The sequence below is a fragment of the Enterococcus sp. GC34 genome, from assembly GCF_040886645.1.
Classification (GTDB): Bacteria; Bacillota; Bacilli; order Lactobacillales; family Enterococcaceae; genus Enterococcus; species Enterococcus faecalis.
The window spans coordinates 129,221-153,876 of record NZ_JBFOEF010000005.1 but is presented as its reverse complement, the minus strand read 5'-3'; the positions used below and the strand labels follow the sequence as shown (position 1 = coordinate 153,876).

The following is a 24,656-nucleotide window of genomic DNA, read 5'->3' as shown; positions in this document are numbered from 1 at the left end:
CAAACATTAAACTTCCAACAAGCTCCTTTTTATTTTCCTGCTTTTCTATTAATGGTGATAGCTTTCCACCACCACTTCTTTCAGTCTACAATAAGAACAGGAACATTTCAATAAGGCATTCCTAAATTGATTGTTGGCACTCAAACAAATCTTCTTCCGTTAAAGAAGACTGGCACGAATCAAGCTTGATTCGTGCCAGTCTTTATAGATAACTCGTTAGCTTTAACTAGTTTTATTTAACCACCATATACTCACGATAATTTTCCGAGAACGTATCCATTAGCGTATAAATTCGTTCAAAATCATAGTCACGACGAGGGTCATCATACCAAACACATTGAATACTTCCAATAATTGGAAGATTTGGGCTACCTGCTGGCACATCTGTAAATGCTTTTTTCGACATATTTGCTAAAGCATCGTCATATTGATAAATGCCAGAATCAACATTGCCAGCGACCCAATACCACGCATCATTGGTATTAAAAATTTTGTGTCCTTTTTGAACAAAGTACTCAGGTTTGGCTACGTCATATCCGCTCCAACCGGCTGTCCAATAAGAAATAATAATCTCTGGGTCAAATGTACCGAAAGAATCGTCGCTGTTGTAATAAATGCCATCATTGAAGCTCATTGGCTGCATGCCCGCATCTTTAATTATTTTAGCTAAATCATTCGCATAAGCGACAAAATCCTTGTAGCGCCCAGAAGATTGCAGTTTCGCCCAACCGCCTGTGTCGACATCATTTGCATACTCATCGCCACCAAAATTGAAAATTTCACTATGCGCGGAAAAATAAGCCACGTACTTACTGATAATCGCCCTTGTGAAATTCACTGCCTTTTGGTTTCCTAAATCTACTGTGCGTTTTGAGCCATCAAAAGCGGGATTTTTAATCGCTAGTTTTTCCATAGCCACTAACAAGGCATCCATATGTCCTGGACTGTTAATCACGGGAATGATGTTGATGTTGCGCGCTTTCGCAAAAGCCAACAACCGATCCATTTCTTTTTGTGTTAACGCGTTGCCATTAGGATCATTGTAATACGCGTTGTTGCCTCGTTGGATTGCTTTTGAAACCCGGTTGTGGTTGTATTTTTTACCATTCACATTGACCGACATATCATCCAAGATAAACCGTAAACCATCATTTCCTAAAATTAATTGGACATCTGTGTACCCATTTTGACTGGCTTTGGCCACTAATTCTTCCAGTTGTTCCACGGAAAAATATTTTCTTCCCGCATCAATGGAGAAGACACTTTTTAAAGGTTGTGTTTGTTTCTCTTTTAAATTATCCAAAGCTGTTTGGACCTCCGTTTGCCAAGTAGTCACTTGCGCGGCTGTATACGTTTTTCCCGCAAGTTCTGTTGCGACTGTCTCTTTTGTTGTTTGTAGTGCTTGAATCGTTTCTGGTGTATAGTTTTCTGCCTTTTCAATGGCTGTAACTGCTTGATCCAACGTACGATATAAAGTGGTTAAGTCAATGGCTAACAGGCCTTTTTCTAATTCAGCATCATAGGTATTTGAAATCCCTTGGCCATAATCGCCACCTAAAATAGCTTTATTCACATCATAAAGCGTTGTTGCTTGTGTCACTGCTTCTGCGGCTTTATTTTGTGCTTCAAGGTCTGTGTTGGCGTAGCTAATTCGTTTTAAATAGTGTTGCGCAGCCGCTTTCATCTCTCCAAGAGAAACGCCTTTACTCTCTGCAATGGCCGTTTTTGTCCAAAGTAAATTAGAAGGTTTTATCTGATTTAAATCGTCTTCATTATAGGTGCGACCATCGCGATCTAAGGCATAGAGGAACATGCCCCCTAAATTATTTTCATAAGAATAACGAGCTACTTTATACATGTTACTTTCCATATATGGCTCTTTTGTGTCATACCAGCGGTTGCGATCTTGCTCTTCTGGGAAAGTTAATCCTGGAACAAATCGTTCCCCATTGAGAACCGGACTTAAATTATTTAATGCTCGTTGCGTGCGTTGGTCATCGCTGCCATACTGTTGATACGCGAGAAAATCGAAACAGTCACTGACATCTTGTAAAGGTGGTAAATATTCTGCATTGGTATCATACAAAAATGGACGATCCGTTCCCGACTTCGGTCCAATGTATTTTGATAATGCACGAATGACCCCATTAGATAAAACAATATCTTTTTCACTTGGACGAGTTTCCATGTCAATATCTAACCCATCAATTCCTAAATCATCAACAAATTTGGTTAGCAACTCTTTCGCATAAGCATCAAATTCTGCTTCTGTAGGCGTTGTTCCTGCATAAGGAACTTTTAATAGCTCGCTGTAATCAATCCCTCGAACTAAACGAACACCTCGTGCATGTAATGCTGGCGCATACTCATTTTTTAACGTATCATAAAATGGCTGTGCAAGTGCTTCTTGTCCTTTTGGCACATAACTAAAGACATTCACAATGTCAATACCATAAGGAATATCGTGCATCGTTAGCCAATTTTCATCTGGCAATGTTGTATTAACCCCTTGCATCGTTTTGTCACGCCAAGCCCGATAATAAACCATAAAATGTTTCTCTTGGGTAGGCTCATTGGCTTGGCTGATCATTGGTTGATGAAACAGACTAAATAAGATAAACGCCAAGCCAACCAATAACGAAAGACCTAGCCAACTGACAATTGTTTCTCTGTTTTCTCCTCTTCTTGTCGATAAATTGTTCCCCACTTTGAACACCATTCCTTTCTGCACTCCGTTCATTTTTGTGTATCCGCCCAAAAAGAAAGCGCATACACAACCATCAATAGAATAACAAAAAATAACGAATTTGCAAAATAGAAACTGGAAAAATGAGGATTTTCTATAAAAATCTTTTCCCGCCTAAAATCACTTTCGTTAGGCGGCGTTTAAATGGTAAACTTTGAGACTTGCAAGAAAAATAGGCCTATTTTTCTTGCAAGTCTCCTTTACTTAGTCATGATCAACATCGGCGATTTTCACAACAATTTTCCCTTGTGCTCGCCCTGTCAGTGAATAATCCACCGCTTCTTGAATTTGACTAAAAGGAACGACTCGGTCAATTATCGGCTGTAATTTTCCCTGTTCAATGAACTCAGTGAGTAAAGCTAATTGCTCTCCATCGGGACGCATAAACAAAAAATGATAACTAACATCTGTGGCTTGCTCCAATCGATGAATCTTGCGAGTAGCTATTTTAAAGGCCCATTGCTTCCAAAGCGGCAAGCCATACTCTTTAGCAAAACGTTCGTTGGGAATGCCTGACAATGTAACGACTTTTCCCTGAGGTTTAACCACTGAAAAAGCTTTTTCTAAGATTGTCCCCCCCATTGTATCAAACACATAATCGTAGTCGGATAAAACTTCTTCAAAATTTTGTGTCCGATAGTCAATCACTTCATCTGCTCCCAACACTTGAACCCATTCTTTATTTTTACTACTCGTGGTGGTGGCAACGTAAGCGCCCGCTAGTTTTGCTAATTGAATCGCAATGGTTCCAATCCCTCCTGAACCTGCTTGAATCAGGACTTTCTGGCCTGGCTGTACATTCATAATATCATGTAGCGCTTGATAACTTGTCAAACCGACTAACGGAATGGCCACAGCTTCTTCAAACGTTAAATTTTTCGGCTTCATAGCTACAGCCGCTTGATCCACTGCAATATATTCAGCAAAAGTTCCCACGCGATTTTTGGGTACTCGTCCGTAAACTGCATCGCCCAGCCTAAAATTTTGAACATTTTTTCCAACAGAGACAACAATCCCAGCAAAATCACTGCCTAAAATCAGTGGCATTTGATAATTTAAAAGCATCTTTACTTTGCCATCTTTTGTTTTTAAATCAATCGGGTTGATACTGGCAGCGATAATTTTGACCAAAACATCATTGTCATGAATGGTGGGTAAGGGCACCTCCTCGATTGCTAATTCTTTTTGTCCGTATTTATGAATTAAAGCGGCTTTCATCATTGAATCTTTCCTCTCTTTCTATCTCTTTTATCGGTTTAAAAGTTTAAACCTTTAATCAATTAGTATCTTAACGAAGAATGGAATCCACGTCAAGTTTCAGCCCTCAGCGTATTTTATTGACAAAAAACACGAAAAATGGTTTAATCGTTTAAAAATACGAACCAAAGAGGCGGAAAAATATGAAAGAATTAGAAGAAATTCAAACAGAATTTACTGCGCTTAGTGATTTTTTAATCGCATTGGGTGATGAAAAACGCCAAGCAATTATTATTGCACTGTTAGAAGACCAAGCCTGTGTTGGCCGTCGTGTCACTGAGTTAACAGAGGCGACACAGCTCTCACGCCCCGCTGTTTCTCACCACTTAAAAATTTTGAAACAAGCCAAATTAATTGATTGTCGCAGTGAAGGAACTAAAAATTATTACTCACTTTCTCACGATACCACCAAAATTGAGCAACTCCAACAACTATTGACCCACATTACGTCGATTATGCCAGGGAGGAAGCAAGCATGAAAAAAATTCTCGTGGTCCTCACAAACGTTTCCCGTTATCACGGCACCGAAGAACCGACTGGCCTCTGGCTAGGTGAAGCCACGGAGTTCGTGGAAGAAGTAACCAAAGCAGGATTTTCAGTTGACTATGTTAGTCCCCAAGGAGGCTATGTCCCTTTGGATCCCCGGAGTATGAAATATGTAGATTCATCCATTATGGCGGTTTATGAAAGTGCAGATTTTCAAGAACGAGCGCTAGCGCATTCCCTCTCTCTTGAAGAAATTGAGCCAGATGAATACGCAGCAATTTACTTTACAGGAGGTCATGGCGTTATGTGGGACTTTCCTGATAACCCTCAGTTGCAAGCAATCACTCGTAGCCTTTACGAACAGGGTAAATACCTAACTTCTGTTTGTCACGGAATTGCTGGTCTTTTAAATGTCAAAGATGCGTCAGGAAATTATTTGATTGCAGATAAAACCATTACTGGCTTCACTACTGCAGAAGAAATTTTAGCCATGAAAAAAGCAGTTGTTCCTTTCTTAAACGAAACAATTGCCAAAGAACATGGTGCTACTTTTGCGAAAAAGCGTCCCTATAAAGAATTTGCGTATCAAGATGGCCGTATAATCACTGGGCAAAATCCTTTTTCTGTCCGCGCTGTCGCAAAATTGTTAATTCAACAATTATCAAAATGAAACAACAGCGACTACTTTTAGGTAGTCGCTGTTGTTTCATTGCTTCTTCTTTTTTCCGAAAGCCGAAGCCCTAACATAAAAAATTTTTGATTAGCTAAAGAGTAACATCGCGCCAATTAAGATAATTAGGTTAATTAAGCCTAAGACAATCATTGGTTTGGCCATGAATTTTGTCCAAGTGGCATATTGAACTTTGGAAATTTCCAAACCACCCATTACAACACCAGATGTTGGCGTGATCAAATTAATCAAGCCACAACCTGAAGCAAAAATCATAACCATCACTTCTGGACTTAAACCAATGTTTTTAGCTAACGCACCCATTACAGGAATAGAAACGTACGCTAAACCAGAAGTTGAAGGAATTAGGAAAGATAAACCTAAGTATAAAACAAAGGCACCGATGACAAATAAAACTGGGGAGAGTCCTTGTAATAAGCCTGCCGCTTTATCAAGGATAAATGAATCTAAATACGTTTTAGACATCAAAACAGATGCCCCGCGAGCAACTACAATGATTAAAACAACGGATAACATATCTTTGGCACCGTCGATAAATGCTTCAATGGTTTCTTTTTCAGTAAAGCGACCAATCAAGGCAGCAATGATCCCTAAAAGGAAGAACCACATCGCTAAGTCGCCAAAGTACCAGTCACCGAAACTGTTGCCTGTTAAAACAGACGTCCAGCCTTTGAAAATCGTCACTCCAAAGTCGTTCCATGGAATTAAGGAAACAATCATAACGACAAAACAGAAAGCGAATACCATTAAGATTTTTTTATGACGATTCGTAAATGGCATTTCTTTCGACGCTGCTTGTCCATACGTTTTTTCCATATCCTCTTGTTCTTGTAAAGATAAAATTGTTGAACCTTTGTCAGCCTTCACTTTTTTTGCATAACGCATCACAATGAAAATAGAATAGCTGGTAGAGGCCGCCCACAAAATAGCACCGACAATTAAAATAATTCCTGTATTCGGCTGAATGCCAATACCTCGTAACGCATCCATCGCTACCCCTGTGGAGAAAGGGTTAACCGTTGAACCGATAACACCTGATCCTGCACCCAATAGCACAGTCCCCACTGCGACAAACGTATCAAAACCAGCGGCGACCATGGTGGCACTCAATAAACCATAAAAAGGAATTGTTTCTTCTGCCATTCCATAAGTCGACCCACCAATAGAAAATAAAATCATTAAAATCGGAATGATTTTCAATTCGTTCCCTTTTAACTTTTTAACGACTGATTGAATCCCTGCTTCAAGAGCCCCAGTTTGCGTCACAATATTTAAAAAGCCACCGAGTACTAAAATAAAAATATTAATTTCAATGGCATCTTTAAACCCATTGAATGGAGCCATGATAATATCCGATAATTTGGCCCCTACCACGTGGTCAACCATTTTGCCATCAATTTCTCTTGGGGTAAATGGCTGGCCATTTAGCAAGACCGTTACGATACCTAAAACAATTAAGATAATAAATAAAATACTAAAAGACGAAAGCTGTTTTTTGTTTTTCTTCTTTTTTTCTGCCATATCCTTTTATACAGGAACCTACTTTCCTGTATCTCCCTTCTCTATGATTAATTACTCAATCGATCAATAAAGAATGGCGTATCTAGAAAAGTTAAGAATTTATGACTGTAGCTAATACGGTTCATTTGGACTAATTTTTTCATAACACTGCTTGCTGTTTCCCGCGTAGTTCCACTCATCCGTGCAATGTCATTAATGGTAATTGGACAAGCAATTGCAACGCGCTCTCTGTTGTCAATTCGTTCTCCTAAATCATTTAATAACATCGCCAGTGATGTCACAATCCGTTCACATGCATCATTGGTTGTTCCTTTTTGGATTTTGATCATGCTTTCTTTTAAAAGGACCGATTGTTCTTGAATCCAATGAATCAATTGCTGGGGATTATTTTGGAGAAAACGCTCAAACAGTTTAACTGGCACAAACACAACCTCAATATCCGTATAGGCAATCGCGGAGTCGTAATGAACCTCATCTTGAAACAGTCCGATTCTCGGAAAAAGAGCCTGCTTTTTCATAAAATGCAGATAGGAAAAATTACCACTGCGATCATTTTTTTCAATTTTAATGACACCCGAAACCAATAAAATCAAATGATTTCTCGGATCACCTGGATAAAAAAGGACTTGGCCTTTTTTATAGGAGCGAACGAAACTCTCGTTGCGCAATTCTGTTAGTTCTGATTCAGAAAAGTATTGAAAATCTTGATTATTTTTAGTGATTATTTTCTCTATCATCATCTTAATTCTCCTAAATACTATACTTTATTTTGTCACAACCGTTCCTACGATTTCATCGCCGCTCATACTTCCTAAGTTTTCCAAAGAAGTGATAATTGCTTGTTTATTGGGTTGGCTTTCTACAAACTGAATGGCGGCTTCAATTTTCGGTAACATACTACCTGGTGCAAAATGACCCGCTTGTTTGTATTCTTCCAACTCTGCTACAGTGACATTGGTTAATTGTTTTTCATCTGGTTTGCCATAATTAATGCACACATAATCCACGCCAGTTAAAATAACTAGTGCATCCGCATCCACTAATTCTGCTAGTTTTTCAGAAGCAAAATCTTTATCGATTACTGCTTCGACACCTTTTAATTCTTGTCCTACGACAGGGATGCCGCCACCACCACATGAAATGGTAATTATATCATTTTTTATTAAGGTATTAATAGTCTCAGCCTCGTGGATATCAATTGGCTTAGGACTTGGAACGACTTTGCGCCAGCCACGTCCTGCATCTTCTTTAAAAATAGCACCTGCTTGCATTGCTTCTTTGGCTTCAGCTTCTGTTAAAAATGGACCGATCGGTTTTGTTGGATTTTTGAATGCCTCATCTGCTGGATCTACGACCACCTGTGTTAAAACAGTAGCCACTTGTTTCTTGATTCCTGCTTTGTTTAATTCTTGATTAAGCGCATTGGACAACCAGTAGCCGATACTTCCTTGTGTCATAGCAACACACGTATCTAGCGGCATCGCTGGATTTTTTTCAGAATCAGCTGCTTGTTGTTGCAATAATAGATTTCCGACTTGTGGACCATTGCCATGTGAAACAATCAACCGATGCCCTTGTTTAATTAAATGAACTAAATAGGCAGATGTTTGAACTAATGCTTGCTGTTGTGCGTGTGCGCTAGCATCATTTGAAAGGATGGCATTTCCGCCTAGTGCAACGACCATTTTTTTCCCCATTACAAATCCTTCTTTCCTATCATAATAAAGAATAGGCCGCCCTTCAAAAGAAACTCTTAAAGGGCGAAACGACTATTCTTTTTTCAATGTTTTTTCAGTTGCTTCCTACACACGAGGAATGAATAAGTTGCCTAAAGTAGCTGCCATGATTGCTTTAATGGAATGCATTCTGTTTTCTGCTTCTTCAAATTGACGACCATATTTACTGCGGAAGACTTCATCCGTAATTTCCATTTCAGTAATGCCAAATTTTTCAGCAACCATTTCACCGTATTGTGTTTTCGTATCATGAAAGGCTGGCAAACAGTGTAATACGATTAAATCGCCATCCATGTTTTCGGTTTTTTCTAACATAGCCATATTAATTTGATAAGGTTTCAACAGATTGACACGTTCTTCAAATTTATCTTCTTCACCCATAGACACCCAAACGTCTGTATATAACACGTTGGCTCCTTTAACACCTTTAGCAACGTCGTCTGTAATCATTAATTCTGCACCAGATTCTTTCGCAAATTCTTTTGCATAATTAACGACTTCATCAGAAGGGAACAATTCTTTTGGTGCACAAATGCGAACATTTACGCCTAAAATAGCACCTGTCACTAACAAGCTGTTTGCCATGTTGTTACGGCCATCGCCGACATATACTAAAGTGATTCCTTCTAAACGACCAAAGTTTTCTTTCACTGTCATAAAGTCCGCAATCATTTGTGTTGGATGCCATTGATCCGTTAAACCATTCCAAACAGGAACACCAGAATATTTCGCTAAATCTTCCACTACTTCTTGACTAAACCCACGGAACTCAATCCCGTCAAACATACTACCTAAAACAATCGCTGTATCTTCAACAGATTCTTTTTTACCTAATTGAATATCGTTGGCGCCTAAATACTCAGGATGTGCCCCTAAATCAATCGCTGCTGTAGTAAATGCAGAGCGTGTCCGTGTCGAAGTTTTTTCAAATAAAAGAGCGATATTTTTTCCTTCTAAATAGTGATGTGGAATCCCTTTTTTCTTCAATTCTTTTAAGTGAATACTGAAGTCTACCAAATACTCTAATTCTGCTCTTGTAAAATCTTTTTCTGCTAATAAACTACGTCCTTGAAATACTGAATTCATGATGATTCCTCCTATTTTTGGGTGTTTTTTAAAGATCTTCACGGTAAAGTGGCATACTCATACAACGAGGGCCACCACGGCCACGTACTAGTTCACTTCCTGGAATGTAATTCAATTTCACGCCTGCTTCTTCTAGCGCTTTATTCGTAATCGTATTCCGATCGTAAACAACAACTTCCCCAGGGGCAATTGCTAATGTATTTGAACCGTCGTTCCATTGTTCACGGGCTGCTGCGGTTAAATTCCCAGCGCCGCAACGGATTAATTGAACATTGTCTAAATGCAAGTATTTGCATAAAATGTTATCTAATGTATCTTTTTCTTTTGTAATTTGGATGTCTCCATCTGCTTTTTCAGTGATCGAGTAAACAACCAAGCCGCCTTCGATTTCTGGATGAATCGTAAATTTATCATAGTCAATCATGGTAAAAACGGTATCTAAATGCATGAATTTACGATGTTCACCGATATCAAAAGCCAAGATATTTTTGAACCCTAATTTTTGTTCAAAAATATTTCTCGCAATTTTTTCAATTGACGCGGCATCCGTTCTTTGAGAAATCCCAATGGCCACCACTTCTTTTGAAAGAATTAATTCATCGCCACCTTCAATTCTGGTTGATTCTGAACGATCATAGACTCTAGGAACCTCTTTTCCAGCAAAACGAGGATGATAATCAAAAATGTATTGCCCAAAAATGGTTTCCCGTTGTCGAGTTACTGAATACATATGATTTAAAGAAATCCCGTGCCCCATTGTCGCAAAGTTATCACGTGTGAAGTATAAGTTAGGCATTGGATCAATAATGAATGGATAATCCGCTTCAACCATATCTGTTAAAAATTCTTGCTCATATTTAGGTAATTCTTGTTTTTGAATGCCTGCAATCGCTTTTTGAATAAGTTCTTCGTTGTCGTCAATTTCTAACATTAACTCTCTAACTTTTTCTTTTGCTGATTCGCTGCGAATATTGGCTTCTTCTAAGAATTGGTCAATAAATTGTCGGCGGACCTCTTCATTAATCAACGCTTCAGCAGCTAAGTCCTCTAAATAGACCACTTCGATATCTTTTGATCGTAACAACTCTGCAAATGCATCATGTTCTGCTTGTGCTTTTTCTAAAAACGGAATATCATCAAACAACAATCTCTCCAGATAATCTGGCATTAAATTTTCTAATTCCTTACCTGGACGATGTAACATCACTGTTTTCAATTTCCCGATTTCAGAAAATACATTAATTGGATGACTCATGTGAAATAACCTCCTCAACTTAATTACAAACACAGAATAACAGACCTGATTAACCTAGGACGTGAGCCATTTGCCAAACAAAATACCAAATATACAACGGTATTCTTTCTTATGCATATTTCCAGCCTAAAAGAATGCGCTTTCATAGATATTCTAAAAAAATAATGCATAATTAAATAAAAAAAAATGCATTTATTCAAAAAAAATTATTTCTCCACACACTTCATAAAGTTATAATCTTATAGAGGCAAAAGGAAGGGAGCCAGAAGTCAAAACGACTTCTGGCTCCCTTCCTTTTATGCGTTACTTTTTGACAAAGGTGTTGGCTGAATAAATTGTTGAAAATACTGCTCTAGTTCTTGTGCTTTTTCCTCGGATGATGAAACAATAATAACAGTGTCGAAGCCAGCGACAGAACATTTCTTTTCACACAAAGACACTTCATCAAGTACAGCTGAAAACAATGTTGCGTTGTCTGGTAATGTATGAACCACTAGTAAAAAGGCGACACGTTCAACTTTGGTCACTACCTCACGAATTGCTTGTATCAACTGTTCTTTTTTTCGTTCTTCTAAAGAAGTGAATTGTTCAAAAATCGTTAACCGCATCTCGCCAGACTCATCTAATGCTTTGACGACTTTTAATTCCCATAAATCCCGTGAAATCGTTGCTTGTGCGACATTTATCTCGCGCTTTTTTAATTCTCTTAACAACTCATTTTGACTATGAATTACAGTTGTTTGAATGATTTTTTTAATCAAACTTTGGCGTGTTTGCTTATTCACAAATAACACCCTTCCTCCAGACATTTACAAAGCAATACTAGCAGAATCTCTCTAATTAGAATATAAAAAGGGTCGTTTAGCTAAAAGGTTCTCATTGATTTTGTCGGATATTTCTCATTTAAAAAAGTGAGACTTGCACAATTTAGTAAAACGTTGTACAGTGATTTTAGGGAATTACTGGCACCGTTTTAAATAACAGCAATGATGTTTTTTTGCATGATTAACTGAACTGGAGGAAAGTAATGAACCGATTAAAACGCCAAACGATGATTAAGCGATTGGTCACAGAAAATGAAATCCATACACAAAGTGAATTACTAGCATTATTGGAAAAAGAAAATATTCACACCACACAAGCAACTATTTCTCGTGACATTCGTGAGCTGAATTTAAACAAAGTAGACAATGGTCAAGGAGAAGCCTATTATCGTATCTTGAATAATTCCGCCCTTCGTCCAAAATATAAAACAGATGAAGAACGTCTTGTTGACATTATTATTGAAACTGGTGTTTCTTTAACACAAATAGAGTTCACAAATCTTTTAACCGTCTTACCTGGCAACGGGCAAGCCATCGGGGTTTTAATTGATCGCATACGTATCCACAACCCTCATATCTTGGGCTGCATCGCTGGGGATGATACTATCTTAATTCTTTCAAAAAATAAAGAAGATGCCCTTGAAGTTAACAACTATTTCCAGCAGTATTTGTACCACCCATAATTCATCACTTAGTAAAATCGACTATTTTTTGACATCATTGCTATTTTTATTAAAGATAAAAATCTCCAGAGGATACTTTCCTCTGGAGATACAATTATTTCATTGAATCTCTTACTACTAATTATCAGATAACTATTTACATAAAATTAAACAGTTCAATTCAATATAATTTTCTCATCCACAAAATCTAAAGATTTTTCGTCATGAGCTATATATATCCTTAAACTCTTTGGTAATGTATCTCTGATATATTCTAATATTTTCCTTTTACTGCTCTGATCCAAATTACTCATGGCCTCATCTAAAATAAGTATTTTTGGCTTCCTTAACAATGCTCTAGCCAAATTTATTTTTTGTTTTTGTCCACTTGATAAATTAATTCCACCCTCTGCTATTACTGTATCTAATCCTAAAGGAAAGGAATTTATTACTTCTTCCAATCCTATATTTTTTAAAATATCATAAATATATTCATCATCAAATGAATCAGCTTCTAAGAACAGATTTTCTTTTACTGTTCCAGCCATTATAAACGGTCTGCTCGTTATCTGGATAACGTCTTTTCTATAGGAACTTATATTATTGAAAATATCGTTGTTACCAAGGTATATATGTCCTTGGTCTGGTTTATAAAGTGATGCTAAGATATTACTTAAAGTGCTTTTGCCACTGCCATTTTTACCGTAGATACCATATGTTTTTCCAAAATAAAATTCTTCTGAAAAATCTTTCAAAACATAAGAAGTGGCTCCGTATGAAAATCGAAGTTTCTTTACAGATAATTTTTTTGAATTATTGAAGTCTATTTGTTTTGCGATAGATTCAGTTTCTTCTTTTGTCACATGAATGATATCATTTAACTTTCTAACCATAACAACTACGTTTTGTATCTCTTTTTGATATTCAATGATGTTTTTTACTGGTGAAGTAAAATAAGTTATCAGTGATATATAGGCTATTAGTAGCCCAATACTTATACCTCCATTAATTACTAATATCCCCCCTTGCCATAATACACAAAGTGTGCCTACTGATTCGATCAAAATAATGATACTAGATTGTACGTTCTGATAAATTACACTAATTTTTTCTTGATAAGTCAGTTTTTTTGCATTTTTTAAAAATTTTCTAGTAAAAAAATTTTCTAATTGAAAAACTTTAACTGTCTCATATCCATTTAAAATCTCATTTAATGAAGTAATTGTTCTTGAATTTATGTCTATAATTTTAGTATTAACTTTATTTAAAGGCTTAATAAACAATATAGTAATTAATAAATAACTAAAAAATATTCCTAAGGTAATACTAAAAAGTTCCTTACTTATAACAAATAAGATAGCTCCACCTGCTAATGCTATAAAAAATTCCAAAAACAGCGATAGTACTAGTCTAGTCAATATTGATTGTACTTGTGTAGCTATATTATATCTTGTCAGCACTTCTCCACTGTTTTTACTTTTTAAGTTAACTATCTCCATATTTATAAGCTTATTCAAAAAAACTGAGAACAAGCTATCATTCATACGCTTTGACATTTTAGCTATAAACAACGTACGTACTATTCCTAAAATCCATTGAAATAGATATAACAAAATGATAGCCATAAATAAATAATTAAAATTATCAAGTATATTTAGATAGATTTTTTCAAAAAAGTTATATGTATGTATTTTCTGCACGCTTTTTTCTGTCTGTAATATAAAAGTATCTATAAATTTTTGGTAAGAGAAGCTTCCTATAAAAGAAATTAATGCCATTATGATTGAAAAAAATAAAACAATGCTCAAGGTTCCTTTTTCTTGCTTTAAGCTCTCATAATAAAAATTATGATTTTTCATCTTAGGAACAGAATTTTTTATTTTATCTATATCAAAGTTCACTATTCTTCCTGTCCAAGTAGATTGAAAATCTTTTAATTCTTGTTTTAAAATCCCCAGAGCTGGGTCAAAGATTTTGATATGCTTTTTATTTATAGCTTCCACTACTACAAAATGAGCTAAACCTGATTTTGTAATGATATGTGCTATAAAAGGCAGATGTATTTCATTATTTTGTATACCTTCAATTAATTCAGCCCAATTACCTTCAAGCCCTTCAGGATTTAAGTTTAATTTCCTTGATCCATCCAGTATTCCTTGAATCGTAGTCCCAGATTCACTTGTTTTTGTTAATTCTTTAGCTGTCACCAGAGATAGCTTCCCACCAGAAAGGTTTACGATGGTTGCTAAACAAGCTGGTCCACAATCCTTTATTTCTGTTTGTCTTATCCTTTTAAACATATCTTCCCCCTATTTTGAAATATTTAGATATTACTTTTTGATATACAAAAATAAATTGAATTCCACAAAAAATAAGTACCCCTAAAAATAGTTTCAAATCATAAAATAAGAAAAAATTGAAAGGAGTAATTAAAAAAACTTGAGCACGAGTATCGATTAAAAAGTCATACAGATAGAAATATGAAATACTTGTTATAGATATCCCTATACCACTTCCTATCCATGTACCTGTTAATAATTTTAAACAAAACTCTTTAGTCAATTGTAGCGGACTACATCCAAGGGATGTTTTTATCTGTAGTTCTTGTTGTGACAACAAGAATCGTCTCTTTAATTGCATAACAATGTAAAAAATAAAAAATAAAAATAATGCAATTATTAATACTAACAAACTCACTTCCAGCATTGCTAACAAGAAAATTAATTCTTCTGAAGTATCATTATTAAACAAATGGAAAATTGGAGAGATGTTTTGAGCATCCTTTTCTTGGCTCTTTTTAAATAAATAGACATAAAAATATAATCGGGCAAACACAGTAATCCATAAGTTAATAAACATTGAAAAATAGAAATATTTACTGATTGATTTTATTTTTAATAAGTAATTAGACCTATTTATAGTCAATTCTCCACCTCTATAACTTCATTCAATTTTTTTTCTGTTATTTCGTAAATCTTCTTCTTTATTGATGGAATCTGATCATAGTCATGTGTAACCACGATTAGAGGGATATTATACTTATTACTTACACGGTATAAAATATTCATTATTTTTTTTGATGTATCTGGATCTAAATTTCCTGTAGGTTCATCTGCCAAAATAAGTTCAGGATTTTTTATAATTGCCCTAGCAATAGCAACCCGTTGTTTCTCTCCTCCTGAAAGAAGAGAGATTCTCGTGTGTAGTAACTCTGTAATTTTTAACTCCACAGCTAGTTTCTCGACCTGTTTTTTGATAATCTGACTAGGAATTTTTTTGATTTTTAAGGGATAAGCAATATTTTCATACGCACTTAACCATTCAATTAGTTGAAAATTTTGGTGAACATAACCTATGCTCCGCCTATACGATATCAATTTTTTCCTCGTATCTAAACAGACTTTTTTTTCATCTAGAACAAATTCTCCCGTAAAATACGGATGTTCACCTGCGAGTATGTTTAAAAGCGTTGATTTACCTACGCCGCTTTTTCCTATAATAAAAGAGACTTCTTTGCTAGAGAATTCAACAAAATCAATTTGATAAAGAAAAAAATTTTTTTGAGTCAGTACTTTTACATCTATCAACTTAATATTCATTATCTAACCTGCAATTCATTCTAAAAATACGCTATAATGTTTTTTTATTTGTTCTTTGTATGTGGAAGTAAATTCAAATATTACTTCTTCATCAGATACTAACAGAAATTCAACAACTACTGTGCTCGTTTTTAAAAATTTATCTCCCTCAATTTTAGTGGATAAATTTTTCAAATTAACTTCACCTTGTAAAGCCTTAACTGAAAATATATCTTTTATCTGTGTATTCTGAGGAACTCCATCATTCAATAAATTAAGTGTTAATTTTATACTATTGTTAGCTTCCTTTTTTAATCTACTCACTTCAACTAACTGAACATAATAATAGGGAAAGGCTATTTGTTCTGCTTCTGAATACGTTTCAACCACATCGATAGCCGAGTCATCATCTTGCTTATGCACTAGAGACTCAGGTGTAGCACATCCTGTAATAACTAACAAAGCTAAGATATTGTATAATACCTTCATATTTTTCATTCGTACAATCCTCATATTATCTGTGCAACTTCAAAAGAATACAATTTTTGTTGACTAAAACTGTATTCTTTTGAAAAGACAACATTTTATCTCCAATATGAAACAAAAATATGGTTATATACTTGCACATGTCTTAAGTAACCTGCTTTACTTCCACCACCTGCATTACACAACCAACAATGCCAATGAAAACCAGCTTTAACTTCTCTTGCAACCGTTTCGTTAATCTTTTTCATTTTATCACTCCTTTCTAAATTATAAAACAAATATATTATAATTAGAAAACAATGTCAATTGTTTTAATATTAAAAAACATTGCTTGTCCAAAAGCTTGTATATAAAGTTATTTTTTGGTCAACCTTTGCATTTAGTTATTAAAGAATAAAAGCTGTAATGTAATTTTATTCTAATAAAATAATGAGTTTTTCTTTTGAACACCGTCTTTTTTTTGTATAATAATCAAAAAGCAAAGAAAGGGTTTCTTATGACTGAACAATTCATACTCACTTCAAACGATCAACAAACTCAGCTCAATGTACGTCATTGGCCCTGTCCTTCACCCAAAGCCGTAGTTCAATTGATTCACGGCATGGCAGAGCATATCCAACGTTATGATGAATTTGCTCGTTTTTTAAATCAATTAGGGTTTGCCGTAATTGGTCATGATCATCTAGGTCATGGCGAATCTGTACAACCAAGCGCACCGATCTATGGTTTTTTTGGAGAACAAGGGCCTGAAAATGTCGTTACAGATATTCATCAAGTGAAACAATGGGCTGTGAATCGCTATCCACAATTGCCCTATTTTATGATGGGTCACAGCATGGGGTCTTTCGCCTTGCGCAACTATCTGCAAGACTATCCTGTGACTATGCAAGGAGTCATTTTCATGGGCACTGGAACAAGTCCGTTACCTTTAACCGCAGCATTGCCTTTTATTAAAAAAATGGCCGAGAAACAGCCGAAAAAAACAGCTCCGTTCATTGATAAGCTGGCATTTGGTTCTTTTAGCAAAAAATTTCCTGAAGCAAGTTCCTTTAATTGGCTTTCTAAAAATCAAGCCAATGTGGCTGACTATGAAAATGACCCATTAATGGGCTTCGTATTTACCAACAATGGCTTTGCTACCCTTTTTTCACTTGTTAAACGAGCCAATCAAAGGAATTGGTACCAAGCGATCCCAAAAGAATTGCCTATTTTAATCATTAGTGGCGCTGAAGACCCAGTTGGTGATTTCAGCAAGGGGCCAGCGAAAATTCAAAAGCAATTAAAGCATGCAGGTTTTCAGCACGTGACGTTACGACTATTTCCCACATTGCGTCATGAAATTTTATTAGAAACGGAAAAAGCAACAGTTTTTCAAGAAATTGGGCATTGGTTAACGGATTTAACGAATTAAAAAGAGGTCGGGACAGAAGCGTTTAACTCCGAGAAATAAGAAGGAATTTCCGAAAATTGTTCTTTAATTTTTGGAGAATTCCGGCTTATTTCCGAAGGAGTTGCTTCTGTTCCCGCCGTTTATCAGTTTTTGAGCGTGGAGCAAAAATCCAAAGTGATTTTTGTCCCACGCTCTTTTTAATCTATTTTCGTTAAACCACCCATATAAGGACGTAGAACTTCTGGAATCGTTACGGTGCCATCTTCATTTTGATAATTTTCCAAAATGGCCGCCACTGTTCGACCAACAGCAAGTCCTGACCCATTAAGAGTATGGGCATATTGAACATGACCTGTTTTATCACGATAACGAATCAACGCCCGACGTGCTTGGAAGTCTTCACAGTTTGAACAAGAACTAATTTCTCGATACGTTTTCTGTGCCGGAATCCAAACTTCTAAATCATAGGTTTTCGCTGCCGAGAAGCCCATATCACCTGTCGAAAGAGTAATCACTCGATAAGGGAGACCCAATTTTTCTAAAATGTCTCCAGCATTATTGGTCATTTTTTCTAATTCTTCATAGGAGTGTTCTGCATCACTAAATTTAACCATTTCTACTTTATGGAACTGGTGTAAACGAATTAATCCTCGGGTATCACGGCCTGCGCTACCCGCTTCCGAGCGAAAAGAAGGACTTAAAGCAGTAAAATAAATCGGTAACTCTTGCGCCTCTAAAATTTCATTATTATAGTAGTTAGTTAACGGGACTTCCGCTGTGGGGATCAGCGTCAAATCACTTTCTGCAACTTGGAAAACATCTTCTTTGAACTTAGGAAACTGACCGGTGCCAAACATTGCTTTGCTATTGACCAAATAAGGAGGAATCACTTCGGTATAACCATGTTCATTAACATGTTGATCTAACATAAAATTATAGACCGCTCGTTCTAAACGAGCCCCTAAGCCTTTGTAATAAAGAAAACGACTACCAGATACTTTCGCGCCTCTTTCAAAATCTAAAATTCCTAAGGCTTCACCGATTTCCCAATGTGGTTTCGGTTCAAATGAAAAAGTTTTCGGCGTACTCCACCGCCGAACTTCTACGTTGGCGGCTTCGTCTGCGCCAACAGGCACGCTCTCATGAGGTAAGTTAGGCAGACGTTCTGCAATGGCTGTGCATTGTTCTTGCAAATGAACAACTTCTTGGTCTAAAACTTTAATTTGCTCGCTAACTTCTTGCATATTTAGCAATTGTTGTGAAGCATCTTTTTGTGCACGCTTTAATTGTGCAATTTCTCCTGATACCTGATTACGGTGTTTTTTCAATTCTTCAACTTTAACAAGTAACGCTCTCCGTTCTTCATCTAAAGCCAAAAAGCGTAATAAAACTTCCTCGTCCACACCACGTGTTTTTAACTTTTTCTGTACCACTTCTACATTTTGACGAATTTTTTTCATATCCAGCATCTTATTTCCCTCTTCATGATTAAATTTTAAACAATGGTGAATTTTACTTTTTCAAAAATTTCATTCTTCATTCGTTGGCCAGTCGCTGTGCCAGCTAAGCCACCTAACCCCGTTTCTCTCAATTCTCGTGGTAATTGACGGCCGACTTTATTCATGGCTTCCACCACTTCATCTGCTGGTATTTTATTTACAATTCCAGCTAAAGCCATATCTGCAGCGATTAACGCATTGCCTGCACCTACTGTATTTCGTTTGACACAAGGAATTTCGACTAACCCAGCCACTGGGTCACAAACTAAACCTAATAGATTCCCTAAAGCCATAGCAAAAGCTTCAGAAGATTGGCGTGGTGTTCCGCCAGCCGCTTCAACAGCTGCGGCGGCGGCCATCGCTGAAGCACTGCCTACTTCGGCTTGACATCCACCAACTGCACCAGCAATCATCGCATTGTTGGCTGTGACCATCCCAAATAAAGAACTGGTAAACAAGAAACGAATTTGTTGATCACGCGTTAAATTCAAGGTATTTTTAATCGCTGTTAAAACCCCTGGTAAGGTGCCACTTGCACCAGCAGTTGGCGTTGCGCAAACAACGCCCATTGCTGCATTGACTTCATTAGTACCTAGTGCGGCTTGAACTGCAGACATCATTAAATCACCTGATAACGTTTTGCCAGCTGCGCGGTATTTTTTTAAACGCGCCGCATCACCGCCCGTTAACCCAGTAGGAGAAAAAACGCCTGCTCCTTCTTGTGAGCGTTTGACAGCAGCATCCATGACATCCAAATTTTGACCCATCTGTGTCCAAATTTCTTCATAGCTTTTTTGGCTACGCTCCATTTCTTGCTCAATCATCAAATCAGAGATTTTTTTCCCTGTTTTTTCAGCTTTATCGATAAATTCTTCAATCGAAAGGTACATATGTCAAACTCCTATCATAATAAGATTATTTTCGATGTGTCATCTAGTGAAAACAGTTGTTCTTTCACCGAGGAAATTGGTGCCGAATCTAAGTCAAAGATGAATAAAATTTGATCCCCTTCCACATAACGAGACACAGCATTCACTTGAATATTATTTTTTTGTAACGTATCTTTAAAAGCTTGTATCGCCTGCTCGTCTTGATTAATGACTAACAAAATAGGTAAAGGACCATGTAGTTGGACATTGAAACCGTCTAATTCAATGTATTTCACCTCGATAGTGCCGCCACCTACAGAAATTCCTGTTAAATGGATTTCGTGCGTTGCATCACTGAGTGTCACACATGCTGTATTAGCATGCTTCACTGGACTTTCTTCACTCATTTCTAAAAATTGAATCTCGATTCCTTGTTCTTCCGCAAGTTCAATGGATTGTGTTACGTTGGCATCATCTGCTGTTAGTCCAAGAATTCCACCAATAATTGCAAAATCAGTCCCATGTCCTTTATGCGTGTCTGCAAAAGATTCATAGTATTTAATCACAATTTTTTCTGGCGTTCCGCCGAATAACTTTCTTGCCGCTAAGCCAATCGCTAATGCTCCAGCTGTATGCGAACTAGATGGACCAATCATAATAGGACCGATAATGTCAAAACAACTTTTGTAGTTCATTACTTTGTTCACTTTTTTAGGTTTATTGATGGCCATAGCTGTGTTCATACGTAACTCCTCCTTTGGTTTTTACTGCTTCTTTTTCTTTCTCACTGGTTACTTCCGTCGTTCCTTCAAATTCTGGTGTATTATCCACCGCTTCAATTCTGTAACGTTTAAAGACCAGCGCACCTAAAAATCCAAACATCAGACTGACCACTGTGATAATCGCTACTGCTAGTAAAGTCGTTTGAATGGCATTGTTACCTAATGTCACAAGTAAACCAGCCCACGGCGTTGCCATTCCTGTCACAGGTACTTTTAAGCCAAAGAAAGTCACTACAATACCACTAACCATTCCTGAAAATAAATTCGTTGCGTAAATAGGTATTGGATTTGAACTGATGATATCGACTTGTGTTAATGGCTCAATTGCCACAGCTAATGGGGTTGAAGCTGTGCCTAGTTTTAACTTTTTAAATAGCGCCGCATTGACAATGGAACTGCCGTAACAAGTCAATGCACCGACAGCCATTGGTACACCAGTCAAACCAATCAAGGCAGTTAAAACCATTGAACTTAACGGTGTCATACCAACAATCGGGATAATAGCACCTAAAATTGCGCCCATCACATATGGATTGCCATCTACTGCACTTAAAATCGTGCCCCCAATAACTTCTAGGACACCTAATACAACGGGTTGAATAAAACCAGCAACTAACGAAGCAGCGACTGGAATGACTAAAATAACGACTAATAAGTCAATCCCTTCTGGAATACGTTTTTGCATCTGCTCAACAACAAAAGATAAAAGATACGCGGTAATAAAAGCTGGTAACAAGCTGACTTTAATCAATGACAGACCTAAAATAATTGAAAAAACTGGACTAATACCGAAAGCCAGCGGCACAAGAGCTCCAGCTGCTAAACCACCTAGACTACCCATAGTTTCACCAATTTGCGACACATAATCTAAATGAAAAACGCCGCCTACTGCATACCGCAAAAACGCCTCTGGTAGAAAGGTGGCACAAGCTGCACCAGACAAAGCACTTAAAGATTTTTTCCCTCGCGGTGCTTTAAAAGAGAATAGGGACATGCCACATAAAACTAAGACTAACATCAAGATTCCTGATAACGTTTTCATTTTTTTGCCTCCAACTATATTTTTTTATAACGGATGGTACTCCTGAATAAAATTTTTATTGCTCAACAAGTGAAAGAATGAGCGATCATTCCGATGAACTAAAGTACAACGAGTGATAAAAATTTCATTCCACATTCAGAGTATACGACTAAACAAAAGTTTAGTCAATGTATTTTTTTAACGTAAAGAATCTTATTGCTTTTCCATTAAAAAAGTATTACACTAAAATTAATTTCAGTGTAGGGGAGGATATCACTTGGAGTCATATTTACGTTTAAGTGAAGTAGATAAACAAATCTTACATTCACATGCCTTAATGCTTGATGGATTAGGGAACTTCTTTGGTAGTACCCATGAAGTCATTCTTCATAGTTTAGAAAATTTGGAAAGTTCAGCTATCAAAGTCATCAATGGCCATTTCAGTAACCGCAAGGAAGGTGCCCCCATTACTGATATGGCGTTAAAAATGTTAAGTCAAGTAGAGTCGGAACATGATTACGCTGTGAAACCCTACTACAATAAAAATCAAAAAGGGGTTATTTTAAAATCTTCCACCATTCCAGTTATCGGTGAAAATGATCGTATTATTGGATTGATCTGTATCAATATGCATTTAGAAATGCCATTAATTGATTACTTGCAAGACTTATTACCTTCAGGACAACAAAATGATATGTCCCAAGAGCTTAAAAATTCTGAACATTTTTCTGACAATATTGACGAATTAATCACTACTTCACTGACAAAAGTAAAACAAGCAGTAGAAAGCGATCCAAATGTATCACATTTGAATCAAAATAAAGAAATTGTTATTCGTTTATATGATCAAGGAATTTTCAATCTCAAAGATTCTGTCATAAAGATTGCCGATCGATTAGGTATTTCAAAAAATACCATCTATTTACATATCCGCAATCATAAAAAAGAAGAAGCTTAAACCATCAAAGCCACCAACGCTAACTAGCGTTGGTGGCTTTGATCACTTCTCTTCTATTTTAATTTGGTAAATCAAACAAGTAAGGTGTCCCTATTTCTCCATTTAACGTAACATCTAAGCGATTTTTTGTGCCGGGAACTAAATTACTGGCTGTGAAATTCCCTTGGGCATCCGCAGTAAAACTTGCTAAAATCACCCGCGCATCATCTGCACGTGACACTAAAATAGTTGCATTCGGTGCTGTTTTACCAGAAATTGTCCCTTGTTTCGGATCAATCGTAATATTGCTAAAAGAAAGCGCTGCTTCTTGTCCTGAACTTGGAATGTCAATTTGGACAGGTGCACTATTCCGTTGATCAACGGTTGCGATTAATTGAGTAGTCGCTCCCGCTCTGGGACTAATTACTGTAAAATTGCCATTGGCATCCGCATAAAAAACACCTGCTTGTGCAGAAGCATCACCTACTACCGTTGCTGTAATGGTTGCATTAGGTAATGTAGTACCATTAATTTCATTTCTTTCAGGATTGAAAACAACATTGGTAATTGTAATGTTTGTATCAGGTGCTTGGTTTTGAGGGACTTCATTCGTTCCATCAGTTCCTGCAGAAGGCTGCGCGGCATTTTCTGACGGATTTTCCCCTGTCACATTAGAATTTTGACCCGCGACAGACGAATGACTATTTTTCATTTCTTGTTGGCTAGATGATTTCTGCGTGGCTTTCTTTGTTTCTTGCTTTGGCTTAGAATCATTTGTGCTTGCTGTTTTTTTGTTTCCACATCCTGCTAAACTTAAAGACAATACACTGAACGTTAACATACTGAACAAAACAATTTTTTTCATTTTTCGTTACCTCCAGAAATCTTTTTGTAACATTAATGTAACATTGTTTTAAAAATCTAGCAATAATTTTTCAACCGTTTTCCTTTTTGTTTAAAAAGAAAAAACCTGCACAAAGGCATTTAGCCTTTGTGTAGGTTTTTATCTGCTAAATGGATTTAATGTTTGCGATAGCTTAAATAGTAAAAGCCAGAAACAAAAATAGCGCCACCAATGATATTACCTAAATAAACAAAAATAAAATTACGGAAAAAATCCCCCCACTGAACGCCGCCTTCAAAAATTGCGGCTGGAATGATGAATGCATTCGCCACACTATGCTGAAAGCCAATTGCAACAAAAATCATTACTGGAAACCAGATGCCTAATAGTTTCCCCGCTGCATCTTTCGCACCATAACAAAGCCATAAGGCCAGCCCTACGAACCAGTTACAGCCAATACCTGAAATAATTGCTTGAAGCCAAGTTGCTGCAACTTTATGTTCTGCAAGAGAAAGAACCTGATTTAAATAGGCGCCGCTACTGGTTAAACCTAAATAATGGCCAAAAAAATAGGCAACAAATAGGGCACCAACTATATTTGCCAATGTGATTGTGACCCAGTTCACGATTAATTCTCTGAAAGAAACCTTTTTAGCAAACCAAGCCGTACTCACCGCCATCATATTTCCTGTGATTAACTCACCACCAGCCATTAAAATAACAATTAGACCAATTGGGAAAACCGCAGCTCCCACTAAAGCTTGAACACTGGCTAAATCTGCTGGAATAGAGGCGGAAACACGCACATAAGCCAAATAGCCGAGGGAAATCATGGCACCGCCGATAAATCCTAAAATGAGTTTTGCTACCAAAGGCTTTTGAATTTTTTTCTGACCATTTTCAATACTGATACTTAAAATTTCATCTGGTGTATACAAATATTTCACTTCCTTTGTTTTTTGTCCTCCTTTACTTTACCCTTATAT

General features: G+C 36.7%; 24 protein-coding genes. 5 read left to right on the top strand and 19 right to left on the bottom strand.

All coding sequences use genetic code 11. The annotated features are described in order from the left end of the window. Window positions 1–232: 232 nt before the first annotated feature. Entirely contained in the window at window positions 233–2,740 is a 2,508-nt protein-coding gene (locus AB3I72_RS06665) for a family 20 glycosylhydrolase (RefSeq protein ID WP_368023735.1), read from the bottom strand. Between the two features lie 210 nt (window positions 2,741–2,950). After that, the gene (locus AB3I72_RS06660; protein ID WP_061100601.1) at window positions 2,951–3,967 is read right to left on the bottom strand and encodes an NADP-dependent oxidoreductase; all 1,017 of its coding nucleotides are present in this window, start codon (window positions 3,965–3,967) and stop codon (window positions 2,951–2,953) included. A 179-nt stretch (window positions 3,968–4,146) separates the two neighbouring features. Between AB3I72_RS06660 and AB3I72_RS06655 the strand changes: the two genes are divergently transcribed. Together AB3I72_RS06655 and AB3I72_RS06650 are read left to right on the top strand one after the other, a co-directional pair. Continuing rightward, a complete protein-coding gene (locus AB3I72_RS06655) occupies window positions 4,147–4,482 on the top strand; it encodes a helix-turn-helix transcriptional regulator (protein ID WP_002356136.1) in 336 nt (111 codons plus the stop codon). Next, a complete protein-coding gene (locus AB3I72_RS06650) occupies window positions 4,479–5,159 on the top strand; it encodes a type 1 glutamine amidotransferase domain-containing protein (RefSeq protein WP_002414088.1) in 681 nt (226 codons plus the stop codon). Before AB3I72_RS06655 ends, AB3I72_RS06650 begins: the two co-directional genes overlap by 4 nt. A gap of 90 nt (window positions 5,160–5,249) precedes the next feature. Here the strand turns inward: AB3I72_RS06650 and AB3I72_RS06645 are convergent, their stop codons facing one another. The 6 genes from AB3I72_RS06645 to AB3I72_RS06620 form a co-directional block, all read right to left on the bottom strand. Next, window positions 5,250–6,701, bottom strand: a complete 1,452-nt coding sequence (locus AB3I72_RS06645) for a YfcC family protein (RefSeq protein ID WP_002383451.1) — start codon at window positions 6,699–6,701, stop codon at window positions 5,250–5,252. Window positions 6,702–6,748: 47 nt separating this feature from the next. Then, window positions 6,749–7,441, bottom strand: a complete 693-nt coding sequence (locus AB3I72_RS06640) for a Crp/Fnr family transcriptional regulator (RefSeq protein WP_002363490.1) — start codon at window positions 7,439–7,441, stop codon at window positions 6,749–6,751. A 24-nt stretch (window positions 7,442–7,465) separates the two neighbouring features. Then, entirely contained in the window at window positions 7,466–8,398 is a 933-nt protein-coding gene (gene arcC, locus AB3I72_RS06635; RefSeq protein ID WP_002356132.1) for a carbamate kinase, read from the bottom strand. Between the two features lie 105 nt (window positions 8,399–8,503). Next, window positions 8,504–9,526, bottom strand: a complete 1,023-nt coding sequence (argF, locus tag AB3I72_RS06630) for an ornithine carbamoyltransferase (protein ID WP_160747730.1) — start codon at window positions 9,524–9,526, stop codon at window positions 8,504–8,506. Between the two features lie 25 nt (window positions 9,527–9,551). Then, the gene (gene arcA, locus AB3I72_RS06625; RefSeq protein WP_002356129.1) at window positions 9,552–10,778 is read right to left on the bottom strand and encodes an arginine deiminase; all 1,227 of its coding nucleotides are present in this window, start codon (window positions 10,776–10,778) and stop codon (window positions 9,552–9,554) included. Between the two features lie 296 nt (window positions 10,779–11,074). After that, window positions 11,075–11,587 carry an arginine repressor gene (locus AB3I72_RS06620; RefSeq protein ID WP_002383454.1) on the bottom strand — a complete coding sequence of 171 codons (513 nt, stop codon included), beginning with the start codon at window positions 11,585–11,587 and terminating at the stop codon, window positions 11,075–11,077. A 218-nt stretch (window positions 11,588–11,805) separates the two neighbouring features. Between AB3I72_RS06620 and AB3I72_RS06615 the strand changes: the two genes are divergently transcribed. Next, window positions 11,806–12,285: an arginine repressor gene (locus tag AB3I72_RS06615; RefSeq protein ID WP_002356125.1), complete on the top strand. Its 480-nt coding sequence runs from the start codon at window positions 11,806–11,808 to the stop codon at window positions 12,283–12,285. A gap of 155 nt (window positions 12,286–12,440) precedes the next feature. Here the strand turns inward: AB3I72_RS06615 and AB3I72_RS06610 are convergent, their stop codons facing one another. The 5 genes from AB3I72_RS06610 to AB3I72_RS06590 form a co-directional block, all read right to left on the bottom strand. Further along, a complete protein-coding gene (locus AB3I72_RS06610; RefSeq protein WP_368023733.1) occupies window positions 12,441–14,564 on the bottom strand; it encodes a peptidase domain-containing ABC transporter in 2,124 nt (707 codons plus the stop codon). Beyond that, window positions 14,557–15,189: a hypothetical protein gene (locus AB3I72_RS06605; protein ID WP_256926461.1), complete on the bottom strand. Its 633-nt coding sequence runs from the start codon at window positions 15,187–15,189 to the stop codon at window positions 14,557–14,559. Before AB3I72_RS06605 ends, AB3I72_RS06610 begins: the two co-directional genes overlap by 8 nt. Next, complete coding sequence (locus tag AB3I72_RS06600) at window positions 15,186–15,863, bottom strand: ABC transporter ATP-binding protein (protein ID WP_104806420.1); 678 nt, start codon at window positions 15,861–15,863, stop codon at window positions 15,186–15,188. The genes AB3I72_RS06605 and AB3I72_RS06600 overlap by 4 nt, the downstream gene beginning before the upstream one ends. Window positions 15,864–15,878: 15 nt before the next feature. After that, window positions 15,879–16,340, bottom strand: coding sequence for a hypothetical protein (locus tag AB3I72_RS06595; protein ID WP_002383461.1), 462 nt, complete (start codon window positions 16,338–16,340; stop codon window positions 15,879–15,881). Between the two features lie 86 nt (window positions 16,341–16,426). After that, entirely contained in the window at window positions 16,427–16,576 is a 150-nt protein-coding gene (locus AB3I72_RS06590) for a hypothetical protein (protein WP_002367605.1), read from the bottom strand. A 212-nt stretch (window positions 16,577–16,788) separates the two neighbouring features. On the opposite strand from AB3I72_RS06590, the gene AB3I72_RS06585 reads away from it, so the two are divergent. After that, window positions 16,789–17,739, top strand: a complete 951-nt coding sequence (locus tag AB3I72_RS06585; RefSeq protein ID WP_061100610.1) for an alpha/beta hydrolase — start codon at window positions 16,789–16,791, stop codon at window positions 17,737–17,739. Window positions 17,740–17,915: 176 nt separating this feature from the next. On the opposite strand, the gene serS is transcribed toward AB3I72_RS06585, so the two are convergent. The 4 genes from serS to AB3I72_RS06565 are packed head-to-tail and all read right to left on the bottom strand — an operon-like array spanning window position 17,916 to window position 21,910. Beyond that, window positions 17,916–19,187 (bottom strand): serine--tRNA ligase, encoded by a 1,272-nt coding sequence (gene serS, locus AB3I72_RS06580; protein ID WP_002361511.1) that lies wholly within the window; start codon window positions 19,185–19,187, stop codon window positions 17,916–17,918. Window positions 19,188–19,213: 26 nt separating this feature from the next. Further along, the gene (gene sdaAA, locus AB3I72_RS06575) at window positions 19,214–20,107 is read right to left on the bottom strand and encodes an L-serine ammonia-lyase, iron-sulfur-dependent, subunit alpha (RefSeq protein WP_002356122.1); all 894 of its coding nucleotides are present in this window, start codon (window positions 20,105–20,107) and stop codon (window positions 19,214–19,216) included. Window positions 20,108–20,121: 14 nt separating this feature from the next. Next, on the bottom strand, window positions 20,122–20,817 hold the full coding sequence (sdaAB, locus tag AB3I72_RS06570) for an L-serine ammonia-lyase, iron-sulfur-dependent subunit beta (RefSeq protein WP_368023755.1): 696 nt from the start codon (window positions 20,815–20,817) through the stop codon (window positions 20,122–20,124). Beyond that, on the bottom strand, window positions 20,804–21,910 hold the full coding sequence (locus tag AB3I72_RS06565; RefSeq protein ID WP_002383466.1) for a PTS sugar transporter subunit IIC: 1,107 nt from the start codon (window positions 21,908–21,910) through the stop codon (window positions 20,804–20,806). The genes sdaAB and AB3I72_RS06565 overlap by 14 nt, the downstream gene beginning before the upstream one ends. A gap of 316 nt (window positions 21,911–22,226) precedes the next feature. On the opposite strand from AB3I72_RS06565, the gene AB3I72_RS06560 reads away from it, so the two are divergent. Then, entirely contained in the window at window positions 22,227–22,847 is a 621-nt protein-coding gene (locus AB3I72_RS06560; protein ID WP_002383467.1) for a transcriptional regulator, read from the top strand. A 58-nt stretch (window positions 22,848–22,905) separates the two neighbouring features. On the opposite strand, the gene AB3I72_RS06555 is transcribed toward AB3I72_RS06560, so the two are convergent. Together AB3I72_RS06555 and AB3I72_RS06550 are read right to left on the bottom strand one after the other, a co-directional pair. Continuing rightward, window positions 22,906–23,691 (bottom strand): hypothetical protein, encoded by a 786-nt coding sequence (locus AB3I72_RS06555; RefSeq protein WP_061100606.1) that lies wholly within the window; start codon window positions 23,689–23,691, stop codon window positions 22,906–22,908. Between the two features lie 155 nt (window positions 23,692–23,846). Continuing rightward, window positions 23,847–24,608, bottom strand: coding sequence for a formate/nitrite transporter family protein (locus AB3I72_RS06550; protein ID WP_010714980.1), 762 nt, complete (start codon window positions 24,606–24,608; stop codon window positions 23,847–23,849). Window positions 24,609–24,656 lie beyond the last annotated feature (48 nt).